This window comes from [Micrococcus luteus] ATCC 49442, from assembly GCF_010367585.1.
GTDB classification, from domain to species: Bacteria; Actinomycetota; Actinomycetes; order Actinomycetales; family Micrococcaceae; genus Arthrobacter; species Arthrobacter luteus_A.
Window position 1 is genome coordinate 973,375 of the sequence record NZ_JAAAXP010000001.1, and the last position, 20,349, is coordinate 993,723.

18 protein-coding genes are annotated in these 20,349 nt (G+C 65.0%); 15 read left to right on the forward strand and 3 right to left on the reverse strand.

Annotation, left to right across the window (positions count from 1 at the left end):
• The first annotated feature begins 170 nt into the window (after positions 1-170).
• A complete protein-coding gene (locus tag GUV69_RS04500) occupies positions 171-362 on the forward strand; it encodes a DUF397 domain-containing protein (RefSeq protein ID WP_164200134.1) in 192 nt (63 codons plus the stop codon).
• Positions 363-365: 3 nt separating this feature from the next.
• Here GUV69_RS04500 and GUV69_RS04505 read toward each other — a convergent pair whose 3' ends face one another.
• On the reverse strand, positions 366-1,301 hold the full coding sequence (locus tag GUV69_RS04505) for an NAD(P)/FAD-dependent oxidoreductase (protein WP_164200136.1): 936 nt from the start codon (positions 1,299-1,301) through the stop codon (positions 366-368).
• A gap of 13 nt (positions 1,302-1,314) precedes the next feature.
• Entirely contained in the window at positions 1,315-2,112 is a 798-nt protein-coding gene (locus GUV69_RS04510; RefSeq protein WP_164200138.1) for an AfsR/SARP family transcriptional regulator, read from the reverse strand.
• Between the two features lie 242 nt (positions 2,113-2,354).
• Here GUV69_RS04510 and GUV69_RS04515 point away from each other — a divergent pair, with 242 nt between their 5' ends.
• The 12 genes from GUV69_RS04515 to GUV69_RS04570 all read left to right on the forward strand — a co-directional run bounded on the left by GUV69_RS04515 (position 2,355) and on the right by GUV69_RS04570 (position 18,173).
• Positions 2,355-3,671 (forward strand): alpha/beta hydrolase, encoded by a 1,317-nt coding sequence (locus GUV69_RS04515; protein WP_164200140.1) that lies wholly within the window; start codon positions 2,355-2,357, stop codon positions 3,669-3,671.
• Between the two features lie 6 nt (positions 3,672-3,677).
• On the forward strand, positions 3,678-5,111 hold the full coding sequence (locus tag GUV69_RS04520; protein ID WP_164200142.1) for a hypothetical protein: 1,434 nt from the start codon (positions 3,678-3,680) through the stop codon (positions 5,109-5,111).
• Positions 5,112-5,119: 8 nt separating this feature from the next.
• The gene (locus GUV69_RS04525) at positions 5,120-6,430 is read left to right on the forward strand and encodes a CHAT domain-containing protein (RefSeq protein ID WP_164200144.1); all 1,311 of its coding nucleotides are present in this window, start codon (positions 5,120-5,122) and stop codon (positions 6,428-6,430) included.
• A gap of 176 nt (positions 6,431-6,606) precedes the next feature.
• Positions 6,607-7,854 carry a hypothetical protein gene (locus tag GUV69_RS04530; RefSeq protein WP_164200146.1) on the forward strand — a complete coding sequence of 416 codons (1,248 nt, stop codon included), beginning with the start codon at positions 6,607-6,609 and terminating at the stop codon, positions 7,852-7,854.
• Positions 7,855-7,980: 126 nt separating this feature from the next.
• Positions 7,981-9,051, forward strand: coding sequence for a LacI family DNA-binding transcriptional regulator (locus GUV69_RS04535; RefSeq protein WP_164200147.1), 1,071 nt, complete (start codon positions 7,981-7,983; stop codon positions 9,049-9,051).
• A 78-nt stretch (positions 9,052-9,129) separates the two neighbouring features.
• A complete protein-coding gene (locus tag GUV69_RS04540) occupies positions 9,130-10,803 on the forward strand; it encodes an ABC transporter substrate-binding protein (protein WP_164200149.1) in 1,674 nt (557 codons plus the stop codon).
• 121 nt (positions 10,804-10,924) lie between these two features.
• Positions 10,925-11,902 (forward strand): ABC transporter permease, encoded by a 978-nt coding sequence (locus GUV69_RS04545; RefSeq protein ID WP_164200151.1) that lies wholly within the window; start codon positions 10,925-10,927, stop codon positions 11,900-11,902.
• An 11-nt stretch (positions 11,903-11,913) separates the two neighbouring features.
• On the forward strand, positions 11,914-12,873 hold the full coding sequence (locus GUV69_RS04550; protein ID WP_164200153.1) for an ABC transporter permease: 960 nt from the start codon (positions 11,914-11,916) through the stop codon (positions 12,871-12,873).
• Positions 12,870-13,886 (forward strand): ABC transporter ATP-binding protein, encoded by a 1,017-nt coding sequence (locus GUV69_RS04555; protein WP_244292608.1) that lies wholly within the window; start codon positions 12,870-12,872, stop codon positions 13,884-13,886. The genes GUV69_RS04550 and GUV69_RS04555 overlap by 4 nt, the downstream gene beginning before the upstream one ends.
• Positions 13,883-14,971, forward strand: coding sequence for an ATP-binding cassette domain-containing protein (locus tag GUV69_RS04560; RefSeq protein WP_164200155.1), 1,089 nt, complete (start codon positions 13,883-13,885; stop codon positions 14,969-14,971). Before GUV69_RS04555 ends, GUV69_RS04560 begins: the two co-directional genes overlap by 4 nt.
• Complete coding sequence (locus GUV69_RS04565; protein ID WP_164200157.1) at positions 14,968-16,509, forward strand: glycoside hydrolase family 32 protein; 1,542 nt, start codon at positions 14,968-14,970, stop codon at positions 16,507-16,509. The genes GUV69_RS04560 and GUV69_RS04565 overlap by 4 nt, the downstream gene beginning before the upstream one ends.
• 239 nt (positions 16,510-16,748) lie before the next feature.
• Positions 16,749-18,173 (forward strand): GH32 C-terminal domain-containing protein, encoded by a 1,425-nt coding sequence (locus GUV69_RS04570; protein ID WP_164206229.1) that lies wholly within the window; start codon positions 16,749-16,751, stop codon positions 18,171-18,173.
• Positions 18,174-18,239: 66 nt separating this feature from the next.
• Here the strand turns inward: GUV69_RS04570 and GUV69_RS04575 are convergent, their stop codons facing one another.
• Positions 18,240-18,494, reverse strand: coding sequence for a carboxypeptidase-like regulatory domain-containing protein (locus tag GUV69_RS04575; protein ID WP_164200159.1), 255 nt, complete (start codon positions 18,492-18,494; stop codon positions 18,240-18,242).
• 308 nt (positions 18,495-18,802) lie between these two features.
• Here GUV69_RS04575 and GUV69_RS04580 point away from each other — a divergent pair, with 308 nt between their 5' ends.
• Both GUV69_RS04580 and GUV69_RS04585 read left to right on the forward strand, forming a co-directional pair.
• Positions 18,803-19,078, forward strand: coding sequence for a hypothetical protein (locus tag GUV69_RS04580; RefSeq protein ID WP_164200161.1), 276 nt, complete (start codon positions 18,803-18,805; stop codon positions 19,076-19,078).
• Between the two features lie 2 nt (positions 19,079-19,080).
• Positions 19,081-20,310, forward strand: a complete 1,230-nt coding sequence (locus tag GUV69_RS04585) for a hypothetical protein (RefSeq protein WP_164200163.1) — start codon at positions 19,081-19,083, stop codon at positions 20,308-20,310.
• Positions 20,311-20,349: the final 39 nt, after the last annotated feature.

The window sequence follows — 20,349 nt, forward strand, 5'->3', positions numbered from 1 at the left end:
ATGTTCCGCCGTGCACGGCGGCCGCACGTCCACAACGGCCCGGGCGGGAGGCGACCCCTGGCCCGGGCCACACCTGGGCGCCGGCACATCAGGCTGTGTCTTATTGGCGTCCCAACCGCCGAACGTCCAATGCCGTATGCGATGCCCCGGAATCCAAGGGAGTAGAAGAAGTGGATGACGAACTGAACTTTGAACGCTCGTCCTTTTGTGCCAACAGCTGTTGCCTGGAGGTCGCTCTGGTACCTCGAACCGGGAAGGTTTATGTGCGCAATTCCCGGAACCCCGGCACCCTGATGACGTTCTCCGCAGAGGAGTGGCGCGCATTCCTGGCCGGTGCCAAGGGCAATGAGTTTGATATCTAGTATTTAGGTGGTGCCCTGGCTCGCCCACCTTCCGGCGAAGATATCCTCGTCCAGGAACGCGGCCGCCGTCACGCCGCTGGCGATTGCAGTGGCAACGAAGCTCATATTTCCGCCGGTCGCCTTGGCCATGTCCCCCACGGCAAAGACGTTAGGCACCGACGACCGCTGGAAGTGATCGACCCGTACCCGGCCATCGTCCCTCAACGTGCAGCCGAGTTCGTGGACGAGGGGTGATCGCTGGCTGTACTTTGCGGACACGAAGCCTGCCCGATAGGTCACGGCGGTGGCATCCGCCATCCTCAGCATCAGTCCGCCGGGCTGGGCCTCGACAGCCACGACTTTGTCTTCGATGATCCGGATGTCGTTGTGACCAAGCCTTCGTCGCGTCAGCGGGGAAAAGCTTGGCTCTCCGTTGGAGCACAGCTGCACGTCGCGGCTGATTCGATCCTGGACGTAAGCCGCCATGAAGGCTGCCTGCTCGCTCCCGCCGATCACCACCACTGGTTGATCCCCCACCTCAAAGCCGTGACAGAGGGGGCAATGGAACAGGCTTTTGCCATATGCAGTGCCGATGCCCGGGATCGACGGCAGCTGATCGACAACGCCCGTAGCCAGGATCAGGTGATCTGCAGAGACATCGGCCCCTGTTGTGGACACCACGATCTTCGCATCCTCAACGAGAACCGTCGTGGCTTCGGCCGACAGGAGTGAAACGCCGGGGAACTTCGCCAGCTCTCGGCGGGCCGCGAGAATCAACCCCTCCGGAGTCATTCCCTCCCGCCCCAACAGCATATGGACGCTCGAGGCCGCACCATTCCGGCCTTGATGGTTGTCGATGAGAACGACGCTCCTGCGCTGTCTGCCAAGCACCTGCGCCGCAGCCAGGCCGGCTGGCCCGCCCCCGATGATCGCAACGTCGAAATGTGATTCCCTACCCATGGCATTCGCGGCGTCAGCGCACGCCGGCCAAACTCGGGCCGGTCAGGATGAGTTCGTGCATGCGCGCTGAGAGCTGCGCCGGGATCCCTGCTTCGGCAAGGAGGGCCGCGTAGTTGTGCACCTGCCGACGGGCTTCGCTGACATTTCCCTCCGCCAGGTGCGCGCGGATGAGGCAGCGATGTGCGCTCTCCCGCAGCGGATCACCGGCAATCGCCTGCAAGGCCGCCTCAATCGCACTGTCGAACCTCTCTGCGCCCACATACCAGGCAGACATCCGTTCCAAAGCGTGCAGCCGGATCTGACGCTGGCGCTCGCGGTCGATGACCAGCCAATCGTCGTACCAGGTTGGCAGCAAATCCCAACCCAGTGCATTGATGGTCACTGGTGGCGCCGCACCCGGCAACCACTGATCCAGCCGATTGCGTAGCTCTGTGATGTCCACGCGCACAAAGGTGGTCAGGCCGAGCCTGTCACCGGACGCAGCCACCAGCGGCAGCCCGTCGGGCCTGGGCAGCCTCCACAACGTCGAGCGCAGGCAGCCCCGGGCCTGGGCCTCATCCAGATCCGGCCATAGCTTTGCGGAGACTGCCGTTCTGTTCAGGTCGCTGCGCAATGCGAGAAAACCCAGCAAATGCTCGGCCCGCGGGGTCAGTCCCACTGTCGACTCACCAAGCCGTAGGCGGAAGTCGCCAAGGAGCCGGAGTTCCAGGGCACCCGCGGCGCAGTGTCCGGGGATCGTTCCGGCCGGCCTTTCCTTGACCGATGTAGCGGACGTGCTGGTCCCTGCGGAGTTAATGTTCCCCGGTTCCATCGGACGTTCCTTTCCTGCGCCTTGCCCCGCCCGGGCTCGTGTGGCGCCACGAGACCTTCGTTCTTTGGAGTACACGCGCCGCTGCGTTACTCCTGCGTTACCGCCGGCGGGAGCCGGAGTGCTGGCCGGCCCTTCGATGCATGCGTGGCTGCCTCGCGGCCAGTAACGCTGCTGTAACGCCCGGGTGCTGCAATGGGGTTGCCGAATGCCACAGGTTACGAGCAGCGCGAAAGCGGGAAACCATGATTGGCCCAGTCGCTCAGATCCCCGCGGGAAACGGGACGTCCCTGGATCTCTATCTTTTGAGGTTCGGAAAGGACGGCAGGCTCGAGAGCCCGCAGACCGCGGAGCTCGCTGTCGCAGCAGCCCGCGCGGCCACCGACGTTTTTGTATTCTCGCACGGGTGGAACAACGTCTATGGGGATGCCCTGCGGAACTACACCCGGTTTGCGGAGGGCTTTATCGCCCAGCGCGCAGAATTCCAGCTGCAGGTGCCAGCGGACTATCGCCCGGTGCTGATAGGCATCGTCTGGCCCTCCACGTGGTTCGTGATGGACTCCGAGAACGGTCCGGACATAGCGGGAGGCGACGGCAAAGCTTCCGGCGAAATCGAGGCGATGACCGCCGAAGTGACTGACGGGTGGGATACCGGGACCCGCGGGCAACTGCTCGACCTGGTCGACGGGGTCGAACTCCTCACCGAGGCCCAGGCACGGGATGTGGCGGCGCTGCTTCTCGGAAACTGGTCCGAGGACGAGGACGGACAGTCAACGCGGCCCGACATCGACAACGTTATTGACGCCTGGAAAGAAATCGACGGCGTAGAAACCGCAGCCGGCGACGACGAAGACGAGATCGGTGTCATCGGCGGCGGACAGTCAGATGCTGCTGTCAATGCGGCCGGCGGATTCTCGCTCGATCCCCGGGGGATCCTCCGGATGGCAAGCGTGTGGAAAATGAAGGACCGGGCCGGGGACGTCGGTAAGCTGGGCGTCGGTCCCCTGCTCTCACGAATCGCCAGGCCCGGAGTTCGCCTGCACCTCATAGGGCACTCATTCGGGGCGAGAGTGATGCTCTCGGCCGTGGCACATTCCCCCGTATTCGACAGCAACCCGGTCCATTCCCTCCTGCTCCTGCAACCTGCAGTCAACCGCTGGTGCTTCGCGCAGGACGTGGCCCAATTGGGCAGGGCGGCCGGGTACGCGAAGGTACCGGACCGCGTGGTGCGGCCCATCATCGCCACGCGTTCGACCTTCGACCAGCCGCTGCATGAAGTCTTCCACCATGCTCTTCGCGGCGATAACTTCGGCGAGATCAATGCCGCCGCGGTGGGAGATACCGACCGGTACGGCGCCCTCGGCGGGTATCCCCCGCAAGGCATACGCTTCGCGGATCAGGAGGCGAAAGCACCCGGCACAAGGTACGACCTGGGCGGGGGCGAGCGTGTCATCTCAGCCAACGGATCGCGTGTCATCGACGGAAAGCCCATGATCGATGGTCACAGTGATGTGAACTCGCCGGTGACCTGGTGGGCTTTGCACAATCTCTCCGGGGCGTGAGAACCCGTGTCGGGTCTGATCATCCGCCGCTGGAAGCTGGCCGTCCTCCGCGTCAGCCTGGATCTGTCCGCGCGGCCCGCAGTGGTCCGATCCAGGCTGGACAGCTACGCCGGCGATCGCGAGGTGACGTACTGGGAGCGCTCGGACGCGCTCGCGGACTTCGGACTCGCTCTGTCAGGCGAAACCCCCCGCACGGTGCAGGTGCCGCAGGAACTTGAACGCGCCGTCGTACGCTCCATGCTCACGGAACTTCCCGCGGAGTCCGCGCTGTGGCTCAGGCTTGAGCCGCCCTACGGCTACCTTGGATCCGCCCCGTGGGAAGCCCTTGCCGAACGGATTCACGTCCCCGTGCTGCGGGTCCCCGATCGCCTGCCCGTGGCTGCCTCCCTCGGCGACACCTGGCACGTGACGATGGTGGTCAGCGCGCCGAGCCGAACGGGTTGGGGGGCCACGCACGTCAGCAACTTCGCGCGCGCCCTCGCCCGGTCCGCAACCATGGGCGAAATCGAAAAGTTCGAGATCGACGTATTCCCGAACCTGACTGTGTATCAGCAACTGACCGGCGCCGCCGATGACCTGCCCTACGTCCGGATTCACGATCCCGGCGATTTTGTACGCCAGCCCCGCACACGGCCGGCCCCCAACAGGGTTGGCGGCACGCGGCGGATCGACTCCGACGACGACCCGCGGCTGCTCTGGGCGGAATGGATCACCGACCGGCTCGGGTCGCGGGCATCCAGCGCCCTGCACGTTGCAGCGCAGGGCCTGGCGAGTGATGACCGGTCAATGCTCACAATCTCCGTGGATCCGGCATCCCCTCAGACTCCGCGCAGGGCTGCGACGGCGGACGCCTACGACGTGTGGTCGCTGGCTGACGCGATCGGGGCATCCCTCGTGTCGATCGCTGCTCCCGAGCACGAACGGCGCGACATCGGTGCACGTATGGTCGCGGACCGGCTGGGGCAACTCCGGCCCGGGCCGACGATCTTCAGCTCGATCGAGCTTGACCCCGACTGCCAGGCCCTGGCCCGAATCCATTCTTTCCTTGCGATGCAGCGGGACAACGAACTGCCCGGCGACCCTTCCTGGTTTGGTTACATCCAGCCCGAATCGATCCAGCAGGCGCTTGCGCAGCCGCTCCCGGCGCGCCATACCAATCAGGCCGCGCCGCCTTTGCCGTCCGGACCGCTCCCCGAGGGTCTGTCCCACCCCGAGTCCTACGCGCCAACCGCGCCGCTCTCGGAATCCGTGAGCGGCAGCGAGGTGCCCCGCTGGGTGGCGTCGTCGTCGAGGTTCATCGAGACCCGACAGGCGAACCTGTCGAACGCCATCGACGCCGGCGAGCGGCGGGACGGCCCGGACTCCGCCTACGACAGGGGCGCTTCGGAGGCGCTCGCGGACATTCAGGACCTCATTCAACGCCACCTGGGGAACGCATGAGGATGATCGTGGCGTTTGAGTCACTCGGGGCCAAGACGGTGATGACCCTTTTCAAGGCCCCGGTCTCGGTTGCCGGGCAAAACGAGGGCCGCAGCATCCGTATCACCCCGCTTCGCGGCGTGGACGCCAAAGAACGCGGGGAAGAGCTGGCCAAGCTCCTCAGAAGACACACCCCGGTCAAGCAGGCAATGGGCTTTGCACTCGCACATCCGCCGGCAACATCCCCGGTGCCGATCTACTTCCGGGTGGCCAGCAGCAGCGCCGACTCCCTGCCGTGGGAGCAGCTCTTCATCGTCCCCCAAGGTTTCCTTGCGCTCGACGCACGCTGGCCGATCGGGCGTATCGCCAAGCGGGTGCACGACGTGCGGCAGCGTTCATTCGAGGCACCGTTCCGCATTGTGGCCGTGCTTTCGGCCGCAGGAGAGACAGGCAACGGAAAGTCACAACTCGAGTCCCTCACGCGGTCAGTGAACGCAGCCCGCGGGAACGGCCTGGACGTTGTTCTCCATGTGATCTCGGGTGATGCGGCCATCATCAACGCGGCGACCGGGCTCGGCGATCCGGCCGTCACAGCAGACTGGCTCGCCGCCACACCAACGGAAATCACCCGCCAAATTTCTGACGCCCGCCCCCACATCCTCCATGTGCTCTGCCACGGCGGTTACGCAGCCCCCGGGGTCGTTGGCCTCAACTTCGCCACGGCGCTGGACTTCGAGGGCGGGGCCGGAATGGGGAGCGTCGTGGTGTCCATCGACTCACTCGCCGGCTCGATCGACCGTTCGACCTGGCTGGTAGTCCTGGCCGCGTGCGAAACAGCCGCGACTGAGGACGGGACGTCCGTTGCGCCGGCCGTCACTCAATCCGCCGCCCACCTGCTCGTCAACTCGGGCGTCCCGGCCGTGATCGGGATGCGCGAGATCGTCGATCTCACCGCGATGAACAGGTTCTGCAAGTTGGTCTATCCGGAGCTCCTTGCCATCGTCACGCGCGCCGTGGCCGATGACGGTCCTTCCGAACGCATCGTGGAATGGGCACCCGCCCTGACCGCACCACGGCTTGCGAGCGCAGGCGTTGATCCCGTGAGCGACGCGGCCTGGTCGGATCCGGTCCTCTACGTCCAGCACGAGGAACTCAGAGTCGATATGGGTGGTGCCGTCGGTGCTCTGTCCGGCGACGAACTCAAGGCAGCGCGGGGACGGCTCGACGAATACCTCAGCTTTGAGCAGGGACTCGACCCCAAGACCACTCCACATGGCGTGATCAGGGAGGTGCAGGCGGAGATCAGGCGGCTGCGGGCAATCGTGGGAGCGGCCCGATGACCGACGACGGGACGGTGCTGCCGGCGTCGGTCCAGATCGACGCGTGGTCGGGAAAGCGTGCCGTATCCCCGCTCGCCCCGGACGCACGACGCTGGGGGGCCAAACCCGGCCTGCCGACCCAAAAGCCCCTTAAGTTCGATAAGCCACCCGACCCTACCGACTGGGAGTCCGACGAGGTGGGCTACGGCATTCTCGTCCCCGACTCCCCCACGGCGCCTGACACGGGCGAATATGTGTGGACGAAGGAGAAGGCGACGGGGAGTGCGCTCCCGGAGCCGGTCCGCCGACTGCTCAAAGCGCGTCCGAAGACAGTACTCCTCTACTGGAATCCCCTGCACGGGAACCGCTTTGTCCGGCGCTATTTCGACAGCGATCCTCCGCACACCAGCGACCTCCGCATCGGGCTGTCCCAGTTCGGGACTGACCGCAAACAGTTGCCGCGATTTGTGCTCATTGCCGCCAGTCCAACCACGATTCCGTGGGGGGTGCAATACTCACTCGCCCTGCGCCATGCCGTGGGACGGCTGCCCTTCGACGACAATCAGGGAGCCGCGTACGTCTCGGCGATGCTCGACGGTGCCGGCTGGGCAACGTCGCCGCCAACGGCGTCGAACGTTGCCGTCTGGACGGTCAACCACGGTACGCGGGACATCACCCATCTCATGCAGAATGTTCTGACCAAGCCGCTCATCGAAAAGTGCGAGGGCACCATAGAGAAGCTCACCGTGGTGGACGGTGCGGACGCCACGACCGCGGGGCTCGTGTCAGCTCTGGCGTCGAAGCCCACTCTCCTGGTGACCTCAAGCCACGGGGCGACGCCCCTCGACGAGCGCGAACTCGTCCGTGACCTGGGACTGCCCGTCGCCCGCAATCACACCCCGGTGGACATTGACGCGCTGGTCGAGTCGGTACCCGGCGGCGCTGTCTGGTTCGCCCAGGCATGCTGTTCGGCGGGCTCGTCCCGTGAAAGCAGCTACGCGGCGCTCCTTGAGGAAGGGACCATGGCACGGCTGATCGTCGACACCGTCGCCGGGCTCACCTCGTCTGTTTCACCCGCCCCGCTCGCGCTTCTCACCCGCCAAATCCCGGTACGCGCTGTCTTCGGCCATGTGGAACCGACGTTCGACTGGACACTTCGCGACCCCGGGACGAAGCAGCGGTTCGGTCACGACCTCATCAGCGGGCTTACGAGCCAGCTTCACTCCGGGCAGCCGCTGGGGCTGATACTCGAGAACTACTACTCCGGCGTCGGTTCGCTCGTCAGTGCCTGGGCGACGCGATCGGACGAGTTCCAGGACTTGCACGATCGCGAGATTCTGGCGGAGATGACCCGCCTGCGTCTGACGGCGTGGGATCGGCAGTCGCTGGTCCTCCTTGGCGATCCCACGGTCCGGATCCCCAAGCTCGCCGAATTCGACCGTTGACAGACCCTAAGTAACGCGAGTAACCTCAGTCACATGTTCTTGAGGTAACGCGCGTTAGTAAGCGAAGCGCGGACGCCCCGGAGCACCATCAGGTCCTCAGCATCAACGACACTCCCGGAGCATTCAATGGCGAAAATTACGGCCCCGAAGAAGGCCGCGGCTGTGCGGCAGCGGGGTGTCACCATGAATGATGTCGCCAAGCACGCCGGCGTCTCCCGGACGGCAGTGTCGTTTGTGCTGAGCAACCGCGAAAATGCCAGCATTTCCGCGGAAACCCGGATCCGCATCAACGACGCCGTGCAGGAACTGGGTTACCGCCCGAACGCCGGAGCACGTGCACTGGCATCCCAGCGCAGTGACTGGTACGGCATTGTCACCGAGATCGTGACGGCACCGTTCGCCGTCGACATCATCAAAGGTGCCCAGGACCAGGCCTGGCTTGACCGCCGGTTCCTGCTCATCGCGCCCTCCGACCAGGCCGATGCCACAGGACCCAACCAGGGCATGGAAGATGCCGCTGTCGAAAAGCTACTGGAACAACGAGTGGAAGGACTTCTCTACGCAGCCACATACCACCGCGGCGTGCACGTTCCGCAAAGCGCCAGGGAGGTGCCCACCGTCCTCATCAACTGCTTTGATATCGACGGGAAACTCCCGTCGATCGTCCCGGACGAGCGCGCCGGAGGCAGGGTGGCCGTCGAACGGCTGCTCAGGGCCGGCCATACCCGGATTGGCGTCATCAACCTGGACCCTGACATTCCCGCGGCCCTCGGACGTTTGGAAGGTGCCCGCGAAGCCCTCACCCAGGCGGGGCTGGATCTTGATCCAGAGCTGGTGGTGCCCGGACATGCAACGGCCGACGGCGGTTATGCCGCCGCCTGTGAAATCCTGGACCGCTACCCGGAAAAGGACAGGCCTACCGCACTGTTCTGCCTCAACGACCGCATGGCAATGGGCGCATACGACGCCATCAAGGAACGGGGCCTGACCATCCCCGGAGACATCGCCGTGATCGGCTTCGATAACCAGGAACTGATTGCGGCCTACCTCAGGCCCAAGCTGACCACGGTTGCTTTGCCGTTCGAAAAAATGGGCGCCCTGGGAGTCCGGACGCTCGCAGCTCTTACAGCAGGACAGCCGATAATTGCCGACCAGCAATTAGTCGACTGTCCGCTGCTAGAACGCTCTTCGGTCTGACCGCGAAATCAACGTCGAAGAGCAACCCCTCACCCACCCCTTCACCTTGCTGATGAAGATAGGAAAGAGATAACCATCATGACACAACACCGATTCTTGAGGTCTGCCCGCATCACGGCCGCCGGTCTGGCGGTCGGCGCCATGCTGCTGACCGGCTGCGCAGCCACCGCCAACAAGCCTGCCGGCACCGACGCCGCGGCGAATGCGGGCGCATTCCTCACCATCCCGCGTGAGGATATGGGCACCTTCGTGCAGAACTTCAACCCGTTCGCGCCCACAGTCAACCCGATGGTCCAGCAGTCCATCTACGAATCCCTCCTGATCTTCAACCCGGCCAAGGGAGACACCGTGCCGTGGCTCGCCACCGGGTGGAAGGCCGCCGAGGACGGCAAGTCCATCACGTTCACGCTGCGCGACGGCGTGAAATGGTCTGACGGTAAGCCGCTCGTGGCCGAGGACGTCGCCTACACGTTCGAGCTCCAGAAGAAGATCAAGGGCGGTTACGACTATCTGGACACCGTGGCCGCAGAAGGAAACACGGTCACCTTCACCTTCAACAAGCCCTGGTCCCCGGCCCTCTACGATGTTGGACAGCTCACCATCCTGCCCAAGCACATCTGGTCCGCCCTGGCCGATCCGGAGAAGGATGCCAACGCCAAGCCGGTGGGCACCGGCCCCTACACGGAGGTGGACAGCTTCCAGGCGCAGTCTTTCGTGCTGAAGAAGAACCCCAACTACTGGCAGCCCGAAAAGCAGAAGATCGCCGGTATCAAGATGCTCGCCTTCGCAGGGAACGACGGCGCCAACCTCGCCGCCGCCAACGGCGACGTGGACTGGGCCCCGCAGTACATCCCGAACATCGAGAAGACCTTCGTCTCCAAGGACAAGGAGCACCGGCAGTACTGGTTCCCGGCCACGGGCGCCATGATCAACTGGCAGCTCAACACCACCAAAGCCCCGTTCAACGACGTGGATGTCCGCAAGGCGCTGAGCATGGCCGTGGACCGGGACCAGGTCACGACAATCGGCATGAGCGGCTACGCCAAGCCGGCCGACTGCACCGGACTCTCCGGCAACTATGAAACCTGGAAGAACGCCGAGGTCAAGGACAACTGCACCTGGACAAAGCTGGATGTCCAGAAAGCCAACGAACTGCTGGACAAGGCCGGCTATGCCAAGGGTGCTGACGGCAAGCGCACGCTCAAGGACGGTAAGCCCTTCGAGTTCAAGATCTCCGTAGGCGCTACCTCCTCCGACTGGCTGTCAGTTGCCAACGTGATCGCCCAGAACCTGGCCGAGGTGGGCGTTACCGCGAAGGTGGAATCCCCGGACTGGGCCGCTGTGGTTGCCGGCTACGAGACGGGCGACTTCGACTCCGGCATCGTCTGGAGCGCCAACGACCCCAGCCCGTACAAGTACTTCAACACCTCCATGGGAAGTGCAACGGTCAAGCCGGTGGGCACCAAAACCTTCGACAACTACCACCGCTTCGGTGATGCCACAGCCGATGCGCTGCTCGCCGAATTCGCTGCCGAATCAGACGAGTCCGGCCAGAAGGACATCGCCAATAAGCTGCAGGAAGAATACAACAACACCGCGCCGCTGGTGCCGCTGTTCTCCGGACCGGAATGGGGCGCCTTCAACGACACCCGCTTCACCGGCTGGCCCACCGAGGGCAATCCCTACGCCACCCTTTCGGTCCGCGCACCCACCACGGTGCTGGTACTGACCACCCTGGAACCGCGCAAGTAACCAACTCCGGGCAGGCGGGCCACCTCGCCCACCAGCAATGCACGCCCGGCGGCTGCGTTTCAACTAGCCGGCCGCCGGGCGTGCCCCCACATTTTCCGCACTTCCCGAATGGAGGGAACCCGTGCGCTTCATCCTGCGCCGCCTTGGTTTCTACCTGATCGCCTTCTGGGCATCCATCACCCTGAATTTCCTGCTCCCGCGTTTTATGCCGGGCGACCCCGTCTCCCGCATGTTCGCACGTTCCCAGGACAGAATGCAGCCCGAACAGATCGAGGCCCTGCGAAAGCTGCTCGGCGTTGACGACAGGCCGCTCTGGGAGCAGTACACCGACTACCTGCACAACATCTTCACCGGGCAGATGGGAGTTTCCATCTCGCGCTTCCCCACCCCTGTCACCGAGGTCATCTCGTCCCAGATCGGCTGGACGCTCCTGCTGGGCGGAACCGCACTGGTGATTGCCGCCGTCGTGGGTAACCTGCTGGGCATCCTGGCCGCGTGGCGCCGCGGCGGCGCGGTGGACTCCGCACTCCCCCCGGTGCTCGTGTTCATCGGCTCGTTCCCCTACTTCTGGCTCGCCATGGGCGCGCTCTACCTGTTCGGCGTGGTGCTGGGCTGGTTCCCCATCCGGCACGCGTTCACGGCCGGGCTGGAGCCCGGCTTCACCTGGGAGTTCATCGGCGACGTCGGCGCCCACCTTGTGCTTCCGGCGCTGACCATCGTGCTGGTGTCCATCGGCGGCTGGATGCTGGGCATGCGGAACACCATGATCGCCACCAATTCGGAGGACTACATCACCATGGCCGAAGCCAAGGGCCTCCGGCCGGGCCGCATTATGCTCCGCTACGCAGCCCGGAACGCCATGCTGCCCTCGGTGACGAGCTTCGGCATGGGCCTGGGATTTGTGGTGGGCGGCGCGCTCCTCACCGAGGTGGTGTTCGCCTACCCCGGCGTTGGCTACCAGCTCCTGAACGCCGTTCAGGGCCTCGACTACCCGCTGATGCAGGGCCTGTTCCTGACCATCACCGCCACCGTGCTGCTGGCGAACTTCCTGGTGGACATCCTGTACGTCCGCCTCGACCCGCGCGTGCGCAGCAACTAAGGGATCCAACCATGACAACCGTAATTCTGCAGCAACCCGCCAAGCCGGCGGGCACCATAAGGGCTGGCCGCAAACCCAACCGCAGCTTTATCCACGGGCTCCTCACCAACAGGAAGTCGATGGCGGGCATGGCGGTGATGCTGGTGTTCATCACACTGGCGCTCCTCGCACCCGTTCTGTTCCCGGGCGATCCCTCCCGGATCACCGCCATGGCCTCGCTGGAACCGTCCGCCGAGCACTGGCTGGGCACCACGGCCAAGGGACAGGATGTCCTCGCCCTGACCGTCCACGGCTCCCGAAGTTCCCTGTTCGTGGGGCTGACGGTGGGATTCGCCTCCACGCTGATCGGCATCCTGGTGGGCCTTGCCTCTGCCTACTTCGGCAAGTTCATCGATGAAGCACTCTCCCTGGTGACCAACGTCTTTCTGCTCCTTCCCGGCCTGCCGCTGCTGGTGATTCTGGCCGCATTCCTGCCGCCGGGACTGGGCACCGTCATCCTGGTGCTGGTGGTCACCGGGTGGGCCGGCTCCGCACGTGTCCTTCGCTCGCAGGCCCTGTCCATCCGGTCGAAGGACTTCGTGGCCGCGGCCGTGGTCTCCGGCGAACGGGCGGGCCGGATCATGTTCCGCGAGATCCTGCCCAACATGGCCTCCATCGTGATGGGTACCCTCCTGGCCTGCGTGATCTACGGCATCGGAGCGCAGGCGGGTCTTGAGTTCCTCGGCCTGGGCGATGTCAGCACGGTCTCGTGGGGCAACAACCTGTTCTGGGCCGGCAACGAGGGCGCCCTCCTGACGGGCAGCTGGTGGGTGTTTGTGCCCTCGGGTGTCTGCATCGCGCTGGTCGCCTTTGCGCTGGCCCTCATCAACTACGCCGTGGACGAGGTCACCAACCCCAGGCTGCGGAAGATCAAGGCACCCAAGCCAGCCGCCGTACAAACCCCTGCACACCCTGAAAGGAGCGCCCCGTGACCGTCTCCCAAGTCTCCTTCGGCTCCCACGAACCAGTCCTGGACGTCAGGAACCTCACCGTAAGGTACGTCGGCGATACCCGCTCCACCACCGCCGTCGACCGCGTTTCCTTCAGCATCGGCACCGGCGAGGTGTTCGGGCTGGCCGGGGAATCGGGCTGCGGAAAGTCGACCATCGCCAACTCGATCATGCGCCTGCTGAAGGATCCGGCCAGGATCGCCGGTGGCAGCATCTGCTTCGGCGGCAGGGACGTCCTGGCCATGAGCCCGGAGGAGCTGCGGCGATTCCGCTGGCAGGACGTGGCCATGGTGTTCCAGTCGGCCATGAACTCCCTGAATCCGGTGCTGACCATCGGCGAGCAGATCGTGGATATCTTCACCACGCATGCCGGCTACTCCCGCAAGGAATCGCTCCGGCGCGCGGGTGAACTGCTGGAACTCGTCCGGATCGATCCGGCGCGCCTTAAGTCCTATCCGCACCAGCTCTCCGGCGGCATGCGGCAGCGAGCGGTCATCGCCATGGCCGTGGCGCTCAAACCGTCGCTGCTGATCCTGGACGAGCCAACCACTGCGCTGGACGTTGTGGTGCAGCAGGAGATCATGGCCCAGATCAAGGAACTCCAGCGCGAACTCGGCTTCTCCGTCCTTTTCATCACGCATGACATGTCCCTCATGGTGGAACTCTCGCACCGCATGGCCGTGATGTACGGCGGCCGGATCGTGGAAACTGCAAAAGCCCGGGATGTCTACGCCACCCCCCGCCACCCCTACACCCAGGCACTGATGGGCGCGTTCCCGCCGCTTACCGGCCCGCGCATTCCGCTCAACGGACTGCCCGACGGCGTCAAATTCCGGAATATCCCGGACCTCACCGAGGCGGCACCCGGACATTTCGTGGCCGCGGCGGGTGCCGCGGGTGACTTGGGTGCCGGAACTGCGGCGGCTGCCGGCTCAGCGGCGAATGCCGGCACACCGGCCGCCGATCCCTCAATCATGGAAGGAGCCGCACGATGAACCGCACTGCACTGTCCCCGGGGCATCCTGATGCTTCCGTAGAAACCCCTGCCCTCGAGATCCGCGGGCTGGGAAAATCGTTCCCGATCGGCGGGCTTTTCTCCCGGGAATCGGTCCGTGCACTGCACGGCGTCGATCTGTCTATTGGCCGGGGCGAAATCGTGGCACTGGTGGGGGAATCCGGTTCGGGCAAGAGCACCCTGGCCCGCTGCGTTGCCCGGCTCGAGAAGCCAGGCTCCGGGGAGATCCTGATTGACGGCGTTGATGTCCTCAAGCGCGACCGGTTCCAGGCTTCGCGGGCCTTCCGCTCCCAGCTCCAGATGGTGTTCCAGGACCCGTTCGGTTCACTGAACCCGGCGCACAGGATTGAGCACTTCCTGCGGCGGTCGCTGGCAATCCACGGAAAGGCGGGCCGTTCTGAATCCGCCACCCAGCAACGGCTTGAGGAGCTGATGGCCACCGTGGGCCTGCAGGCAGACATGCTGGACTCCTATCCGCACGAACTCTCCGGCGGGCAGCGCCAGCGTGTGGCCATTGCCCGGGCCCTGGCCGTGGAACCGCGGGTGATTCTCGCCGACGAGCCAACGTCCATGCTGGATGTTTCCGTGCGCATCGGTGTGCTGAACCTGATGCGCACACTCCGCGACGAGCAGGGCATTTCGATGCTCTACATCACCCACGACCTCGCATCTGCCCGCTACCTGGCCGACCGGACAGCGGTGATGTTCGCCGGTGAGCTCGTGGAGGAGGGCGAGTCCCTGGACCTGCTGGCCAATCCGGCCCACCCGTATACCCGGTTGCTGGTGTCCGCCGTGCCGGACCCGGCCCGCGCGGGCTCCTACGATCCCGTCCGCCGCGCCGAACTGCGCCAGGCGGTCATGGCCTCGACGAACTGCGCTTTCGACGGCGACCCGGACCAGCCGTGCTCTGCGACCAAGCCCGTCCGCCACCAGGTCGGCGAACCCCGCAGCCGCCATTGGGTCCGCTGCCACCTCTACCGGCCGCGTGCCGGCGGGGGCGGGCATGCACTGGCACCTGAATCCGGGCCGGCACCTGAACCAGAAGACAAGAAGGCTTCGGCATGACCGGACTGATCCACCCCCTGGCCACGGTTCCCCGGGACGAGCTGGTGGCCCGCGCCGAGGCCGATCCGCTCCGCCCCCGCTTCCATTTCGTGTCCCCCGCCGGCTGGCTCAACGATCCCAATGGCGTCTGCCAGTGGAACGGGACCTACCACCTCTTCTACCAATACAATCCGGAGGGCGCCTTCCACCACAACATCCGGTGGGGCCACGCCACCAGCGCCGATCTCGTTACGTGGACGGACCAACCGGTGGCGCTGGAACCGTCCGCGGGGCCGGACGCCGGAGGCTGCTGGTCCGGGGTCGTGGTCAATGACAATGGAACACCAACCCTGGTCTACTCAGGCCGGGCCGATGAGCGGGAGCTGGCTTGTGTCGCCGTCGGGTCTGCGGACCTGCTGAACTGGACCAAAGCGGCCGGCAACCCTGTTATCGCCGCCCCGCCGGCCGGCGTCGACATTACCGCCTACCGCGACCACTGCGTGTGGCGCGAAGGGGACAAGTGGCGGCAGCTGGTGGGCTCAGGAATCCGGGGGCGCGGCGGGACGGCCTTCCTCTACGAATCCGCCGACCTGCACGCGTGGGACTACATCGGTCCGCTGTACATTGGCGACGCGTCGCAGGGTGACCCTGCCGGCACGGACTGGACCGGCACCATGTGGGAATGCGTGGACCTGTTCCGGGCAGGCGGGGGTTCGCTGGGTTCCGATCCCGTGGACAGCTCCCCCGATGTCCTGGTCTTCTCGGCATGGCACGACGGCGACACGCGGCACCCGCTGTACTGGACCGGGCGCTATTCCGGCGACTCCTTTGTACCCGCGGCGCTGCACCGCCTCGACTACGGGGGACGGTTCTTCTACGCACCGCAGTCTTTCCGGGACGATATGGGCCGACGCATTATGTTCGGCTGGCTCCAGGAAGGCCGCAGCGACGAGGCCATGGTGGACGCCGGCTGGTCCGGTGTGATGAGCCTGCCACGTATCGCTACGGTGACCGACGACGGAATGCTGCGGTTCGCGCCGGTACCGGAAATCGAGGCGTTGCGCCGGGAGCACGTGAGCATGCCCGGCTTCGTGCTGTCCGACGCCGGGGCACCTGTAAGTGCCGGGGTGTCCGGCCGGCAACTGGACCTTGAGCTCGACGTGCAGATCGCACCGGGAGCTGTGCTGCGGCTGGTTGTTCTGGGCTCGGAGGACGGCGCCGAGGAGACGGTGGTTGAACTGAGCCGCGCACCCGGCGACGGTTGCGAAGGAAGCCTCCGCCTCGACCGCAGCCGCAGCAGCCTCGACGCCACTGTAGACACGGAAGACAAGTCCGGGCCTGTTCCGATGCCTGGCGGCCGCGTGCACCTGCGTGTGCTGCTGGACCGGTCCGCCGTCGAGATTTTCGCAAACGGCATGCCGCTCACAGCCCGCGTTTATCCCACCCTGGGCGGCGGCCGGGTGAGCCTGGCAGCCTCCGGGGGTAGCGTGCGGCTGCTCGCGCTCGACGCCTGGACCATGGCTGGAATCTTCGACGGGCCCCGGCCCCTCTTCCCCTAACGCAGGACCGGACTGTTTCACACCGTACTGAGCCGGCAGCACCGACGCCGCCCGGAATGAAAAAGGACCTCATGAAGAATTCACCCTCAGTTTCACGCCGCTCACTCCTGACCGGGGCAGGTGCGGCGGTTGCACTCAGCGGGCCCCTGGCATTGGCTGGTGCCGGCACCGCTACGGCATCCCCAGCCCTTACACCCGGCACCGCGCCGGCCGGTTCCCCCGCGAAAGGACGAACCCGGATGCGTCCGAATTTCCACTTCAGCGTCCCCGACAACTGGAAGAACGATCCCCAGCGCCCCATCTACCTCGACGGCGAATACCACTATTACTACTTGTACAACGGTGATTACCTCGATGGCCGCGGGGGAACCTCGTGGCGGCGGGCTTCCACCCGGGACCACGTCGTGTTCCAGGACGGCGGCGTCGCGATCCCGAAGTTCAGCAACGCCAACGGTGACTGCTGGTCAGGATGCATCGTAGAGGACGTCCATAACAGCGCGGGGTACGGCGAGGGCGCAGTGATCGCGCTCGTGACCCAGGCGCCCGAAGGCCGGCAGGCCCAGTACCTCTGGTACTCCAAGGACCGGGGACGCTCATTCCAGCCCGGCGGCCTGGACCCTGTGCTGCCGAACCCCGGAGTGCCCGACTTCCGGGATCCCAAAGTCATCCGGGACGCCGACCGCAAGCGGTGGTTCATGGCCAACGCCGAGGGGCAGAAATTGGGGTTCTACGCGTCAACGGACCTGCGGTCCTGGCAGCGCGTGGGCGAGTTCGTGCGCACTGACCTGGGGTTGCTGGAGTGTCCCGATATCTTCCGCATGACCGCTGATGACGGGACGGAGCACTGGGTCCTTGGCACGAGTGCCAACGGCAAAGGCCGCGGCCTGCCCGCGACGTACGCGTACTGGACCGGCGCCTTCGACGGCAGTTCCTTCACGACCGACCATCCCGAGCCGGAGTGGCTCGACTACGGCTTCGACTTCTACGGGGCAGTCACGTATCCGCATCACGAGGCGTCCGGCAAGGAGGACGGCACGCTGCGCCGGGTGATCGGCTGGGCGAACTTCTGGGACTATCCGCACAACACGCCCACCCTCGCCACCGACGCGTACAACGGGGACGACATGATTGTGCGCGATCTCCGGCTGAAGCGGGGAAACGGCCGGTACTACTTGGCGTCAGCACCGACGTCGGCCCTTGCGAAGCACGTCAAACGCACCCACCGCCTTGGCGACCTGTCGGTGGCGGGCACGCGGGACCTCGACTTCCGGGGACTCTCCTACGACCTGTCCTGCGAGCTGGTGTGGGACCCCGCTGCCCCGCCCGCAAACCTGGGACTGGAGGTCTGCCGTGCGCCCGGCGGCGGCAGGCATGTGGCCGCCGGTGCGTTCCTCCGTGGTCCCTTCGCGTACGTCAACAGGCGGCCCACGATCAACCCGACGGGCGGCGAGACGCAGACCCCCGTCGAGCCCGCGGCGGGACGCCTCAGCATCCGCATCCTCGTGGACCGGACGAGCGTTGAGATGTTCATTGGCGACGGGCGTGTGGTGCATTCACACCGGGTGTTCCCGCTCGAAGGCGACAACGGCATCCGCCTCTACGCACACGAAGGAGCCGCTACCTTCCGGGACCTGACCATCCGCGAGCTGAGCGTGGTGCAATAACCCGCCGCCTGCCCGGCCCGGCCACCGGCTGGCTTCGTGCAGGGTTCACGGGAGCGTCGCCTGATGTCAGCGCACACCCGAGTCGAATGCCACGTTCACCTCGGTGATGGACCCGGCCTCAATAACAACCTGCTGCGGAGAGGCGGCTGGCAGGGGGGTCCCGGAGAGATTTGCGGCGTGAAGCTCATACGTCCCTGCGGGGAGCTCGAGCTGGAATTCCCCCTGGCCGTTGCTGGTAGCTTCACGGACCGTTGTTCCTGAGATGTCCCTGATAACGATATGGGCGGGCAGAGGAATTTGTGAGCAGGGCGTGGAATCCATGGTTTCGGGGCATCCGGCGTCGACGGTGACATGTCCCTTGATTCCGGAGTTCGCAGGCTCCGTCGCGCAGGACGCCAGTATCCCCGCCGTGCATACCGTTATGAGCACGGACTTCAAGGTGCGGAGCCGGAAGCGCATAATCCAACAACGTTTCTTCAGTGGCACAAGTTCCTCCCGTCTGCGGTGACTCCGGCGTCCGATATCAGAGTTCGGCGATGCTGGAGTTTCGCAGTAACGCACCCGTAACGCCGACTCATCTCTAATGGTCCAAGCCATACTTTGTCACTCAATAGAAGAAAGGAGCCGTGATGAGCGAGACAGCAGACTCTCCTGCCCCGCAAGGATCAGAGCAATCCACGCGGGTTGAGCTCCCGGGCCCAACCTTCCAGGAGCGGGAAGAGGAGTCCCCCGGGGCGGAGGAACGCCGGCCTGACATGGACCAGCGGCAGGCAGCGATCCATACAGAGCGGCGCCCGGCAGGGCCGGAGGAAACACACGAAGACCAGCAGGAGGCCATCGATGACGGGCTTCCGCGAAACGATGACGAGCCTGAAACTGATCCGGCCGAAAGTTCCGAGGACTAGCCATGTCTCCCGTATCGATCCTGTCCAACATCTCGCTCGGCGACGGGCCCACAAACAATGACACCTCCACCGTGGGGGAACCGACAGCAGCGGTGGCAGGCAGCCACATGTTCATGACCGGGAACTGGTATTGCAGTCAGAGCACCGACGGGGGCACAAACTGGAAGCACGTGGATCCGTTCACGGCGCTACCGTCAGCCGCCGGGGGTTTCTGTTGTGATCAGGTGGTGCTTTATGACGCCCGGCGCAGGCTATGGATCTGGATTCTTCAGTACAGCCGCCGGAATGGTGCCAACGTTTTCCGGCTTGCCGCCGTCCATGATGGCGACTTCGGCAACCCCGGCGCGTGGTACTGGTGGGATATTGCGCCGACAACGCTGGACAGTTCCTGGACACAGCTATGGTTCGACTACCCCGACGCCGCAGTGACGGCGGACAACTTGCTCATCACGTTCAACGTGTTCAACAATGTCGGCGACGGGCAATGGCAGCGGGCCGTCGTCATGCGCTTTCCCCTCGCGACCATTGACACTCGGGGAACGCTGGGTTTCAACTTCTGGACAACCACACAAAACGGCTCCCTCCGGCTTACGCAGGGCGCCGGACGCACGATGTACTTCGCCAGCCATAATTCGAGCCAACAGGTACGCCTGTTTTCCTGGGCAGACGGGCAGAACGGCGTCAATTGGTGGGACATCAACGTCACAGCATCAAGCAGCGCGATATCATCCAATGCCCCCAACAATGTGAACTGGCTGGCCCGGGCCGACCGGCGGATCACGGGCGCCTGTATCGGCAACGGCACCATCACCCTCATGTGGACCGCCGGCAGCGGAACGAACCGGCCCCGCGCGTACTGCAGAGTCGTGCAGATCGCAGAGGCCACCAAGCAGGTCACGGCCCAGCCTGATATCTGGAGTTCCACCCGGTCCTGGGCCTATCCGGCAGCGTGCACCAACAATTCCGGAGTCCTGGGGTTCACTGCGTTCTATGGCGGAGAAGACCGCCACCCCGGGCATATCGTCGGAATCCGTGAGGACAACGGAACGTGGAGCACCGCATACAGCAGGCAAGGAAGCCATTCACCCAACGAACCTAAATGGGGAGACTACCTATCCTGCCGTCGGCATACGCCCTCCACCAATACCTGGGTGGCATCCGGATACACTCTCGAAGGCGGCGCGACCCGCACCGACATCCTTCCCCGGATTGTCAGGTTTTCCAGGGTGTGATGACTCCTCCAACAAATTCCCAAAGGGAGCATCAGTTCA

Bases quoted from the DNA above. Each gene is read 5' to 3' on its own strand.
- GUV69_RS04505 (WP_164200136.1), bottom strand. From the start codon at position 1,301: ATGGGTAGGGAATCACATTTCGACGTTGCGATCATCGGGGGCGGGCCA.
- GUV69_RS04575 (WP_164200159.1), bottom strand. From the start codon at position 18,494: ATGGATTCCACGCCCTGCTCACAAATTCCTCTGCCCGCCCATATCGTT.
- GUV69_RS04515 (WP_164200140.1), top strand. From the start codon at position 2,355: ATGATTGGCCCAGTCGCTCAGATCCCCGCGGGAAACGGGACGTCCCTG.
- GUV69_RS04550 (WP_164200153.1), top strand. From the start codon at position 11,914: ATGACAACCGTAATTCTGCAGCAACCCGCCAAGCCGGCGGGCACCATA.
- GUV69_RS04540 (WP_164200149.1), top strand. From the start codon at position 9,130: ATGACACAACACCGATTCTTGAGGTCTGCCCGCATCACGGCCGCCGGT.
- GUV69_RS04580 (WP_164200161.1), top strand. From the start codon at position 18,803: ATGAGCGAGACAGCAGACTCTCCTGCCCCGCAAGGATCAGAGCAATCC.
- GUV69_RS04560 (WP_164200155.1), top strand. From the start codon at position 13,883: ATGAACCGCACTGCACTGTCCCCGGGGCATCCTGATGCTTCCGTAGAA.
- GUV69_RS04535 (WP_164200147.1), top strand. From the start codon at position 7,981: ATGGCGAAAATTACGGCCCCGAAGAAGGCCGCGGCTGTGCGGCAGCGG.
- GUV69_RS04585 (WP_164200163.1), top strand. From the start codon at position 19,081: ATGTCTCCCGTATCGATCCTGTCCAACATCTCGCTCGGCGACGGGCCC.
- GUV69_RS04570 (WP_164206229.1), top strand. From the start codon at position 16,749: ATGCGTCCGAATTTCCACTTCAGCGTCCCCGACAACTGGAAGAACGAT.
- GUV69_RS04565 (WP_164200157.1), top strand. From the start codon at position 14,968: ATGACCGGACTGATCCACCCCCTGGCCACGGTTCCCCGGGACGAGCTG.
- GUV69_RS04510 (WP_164200138.1), bottom strand. From the start codon at position 2,112: ATGGAACCGGGGAACATTAACTCCGCAGGGACCAGCACGTCCGCTACA.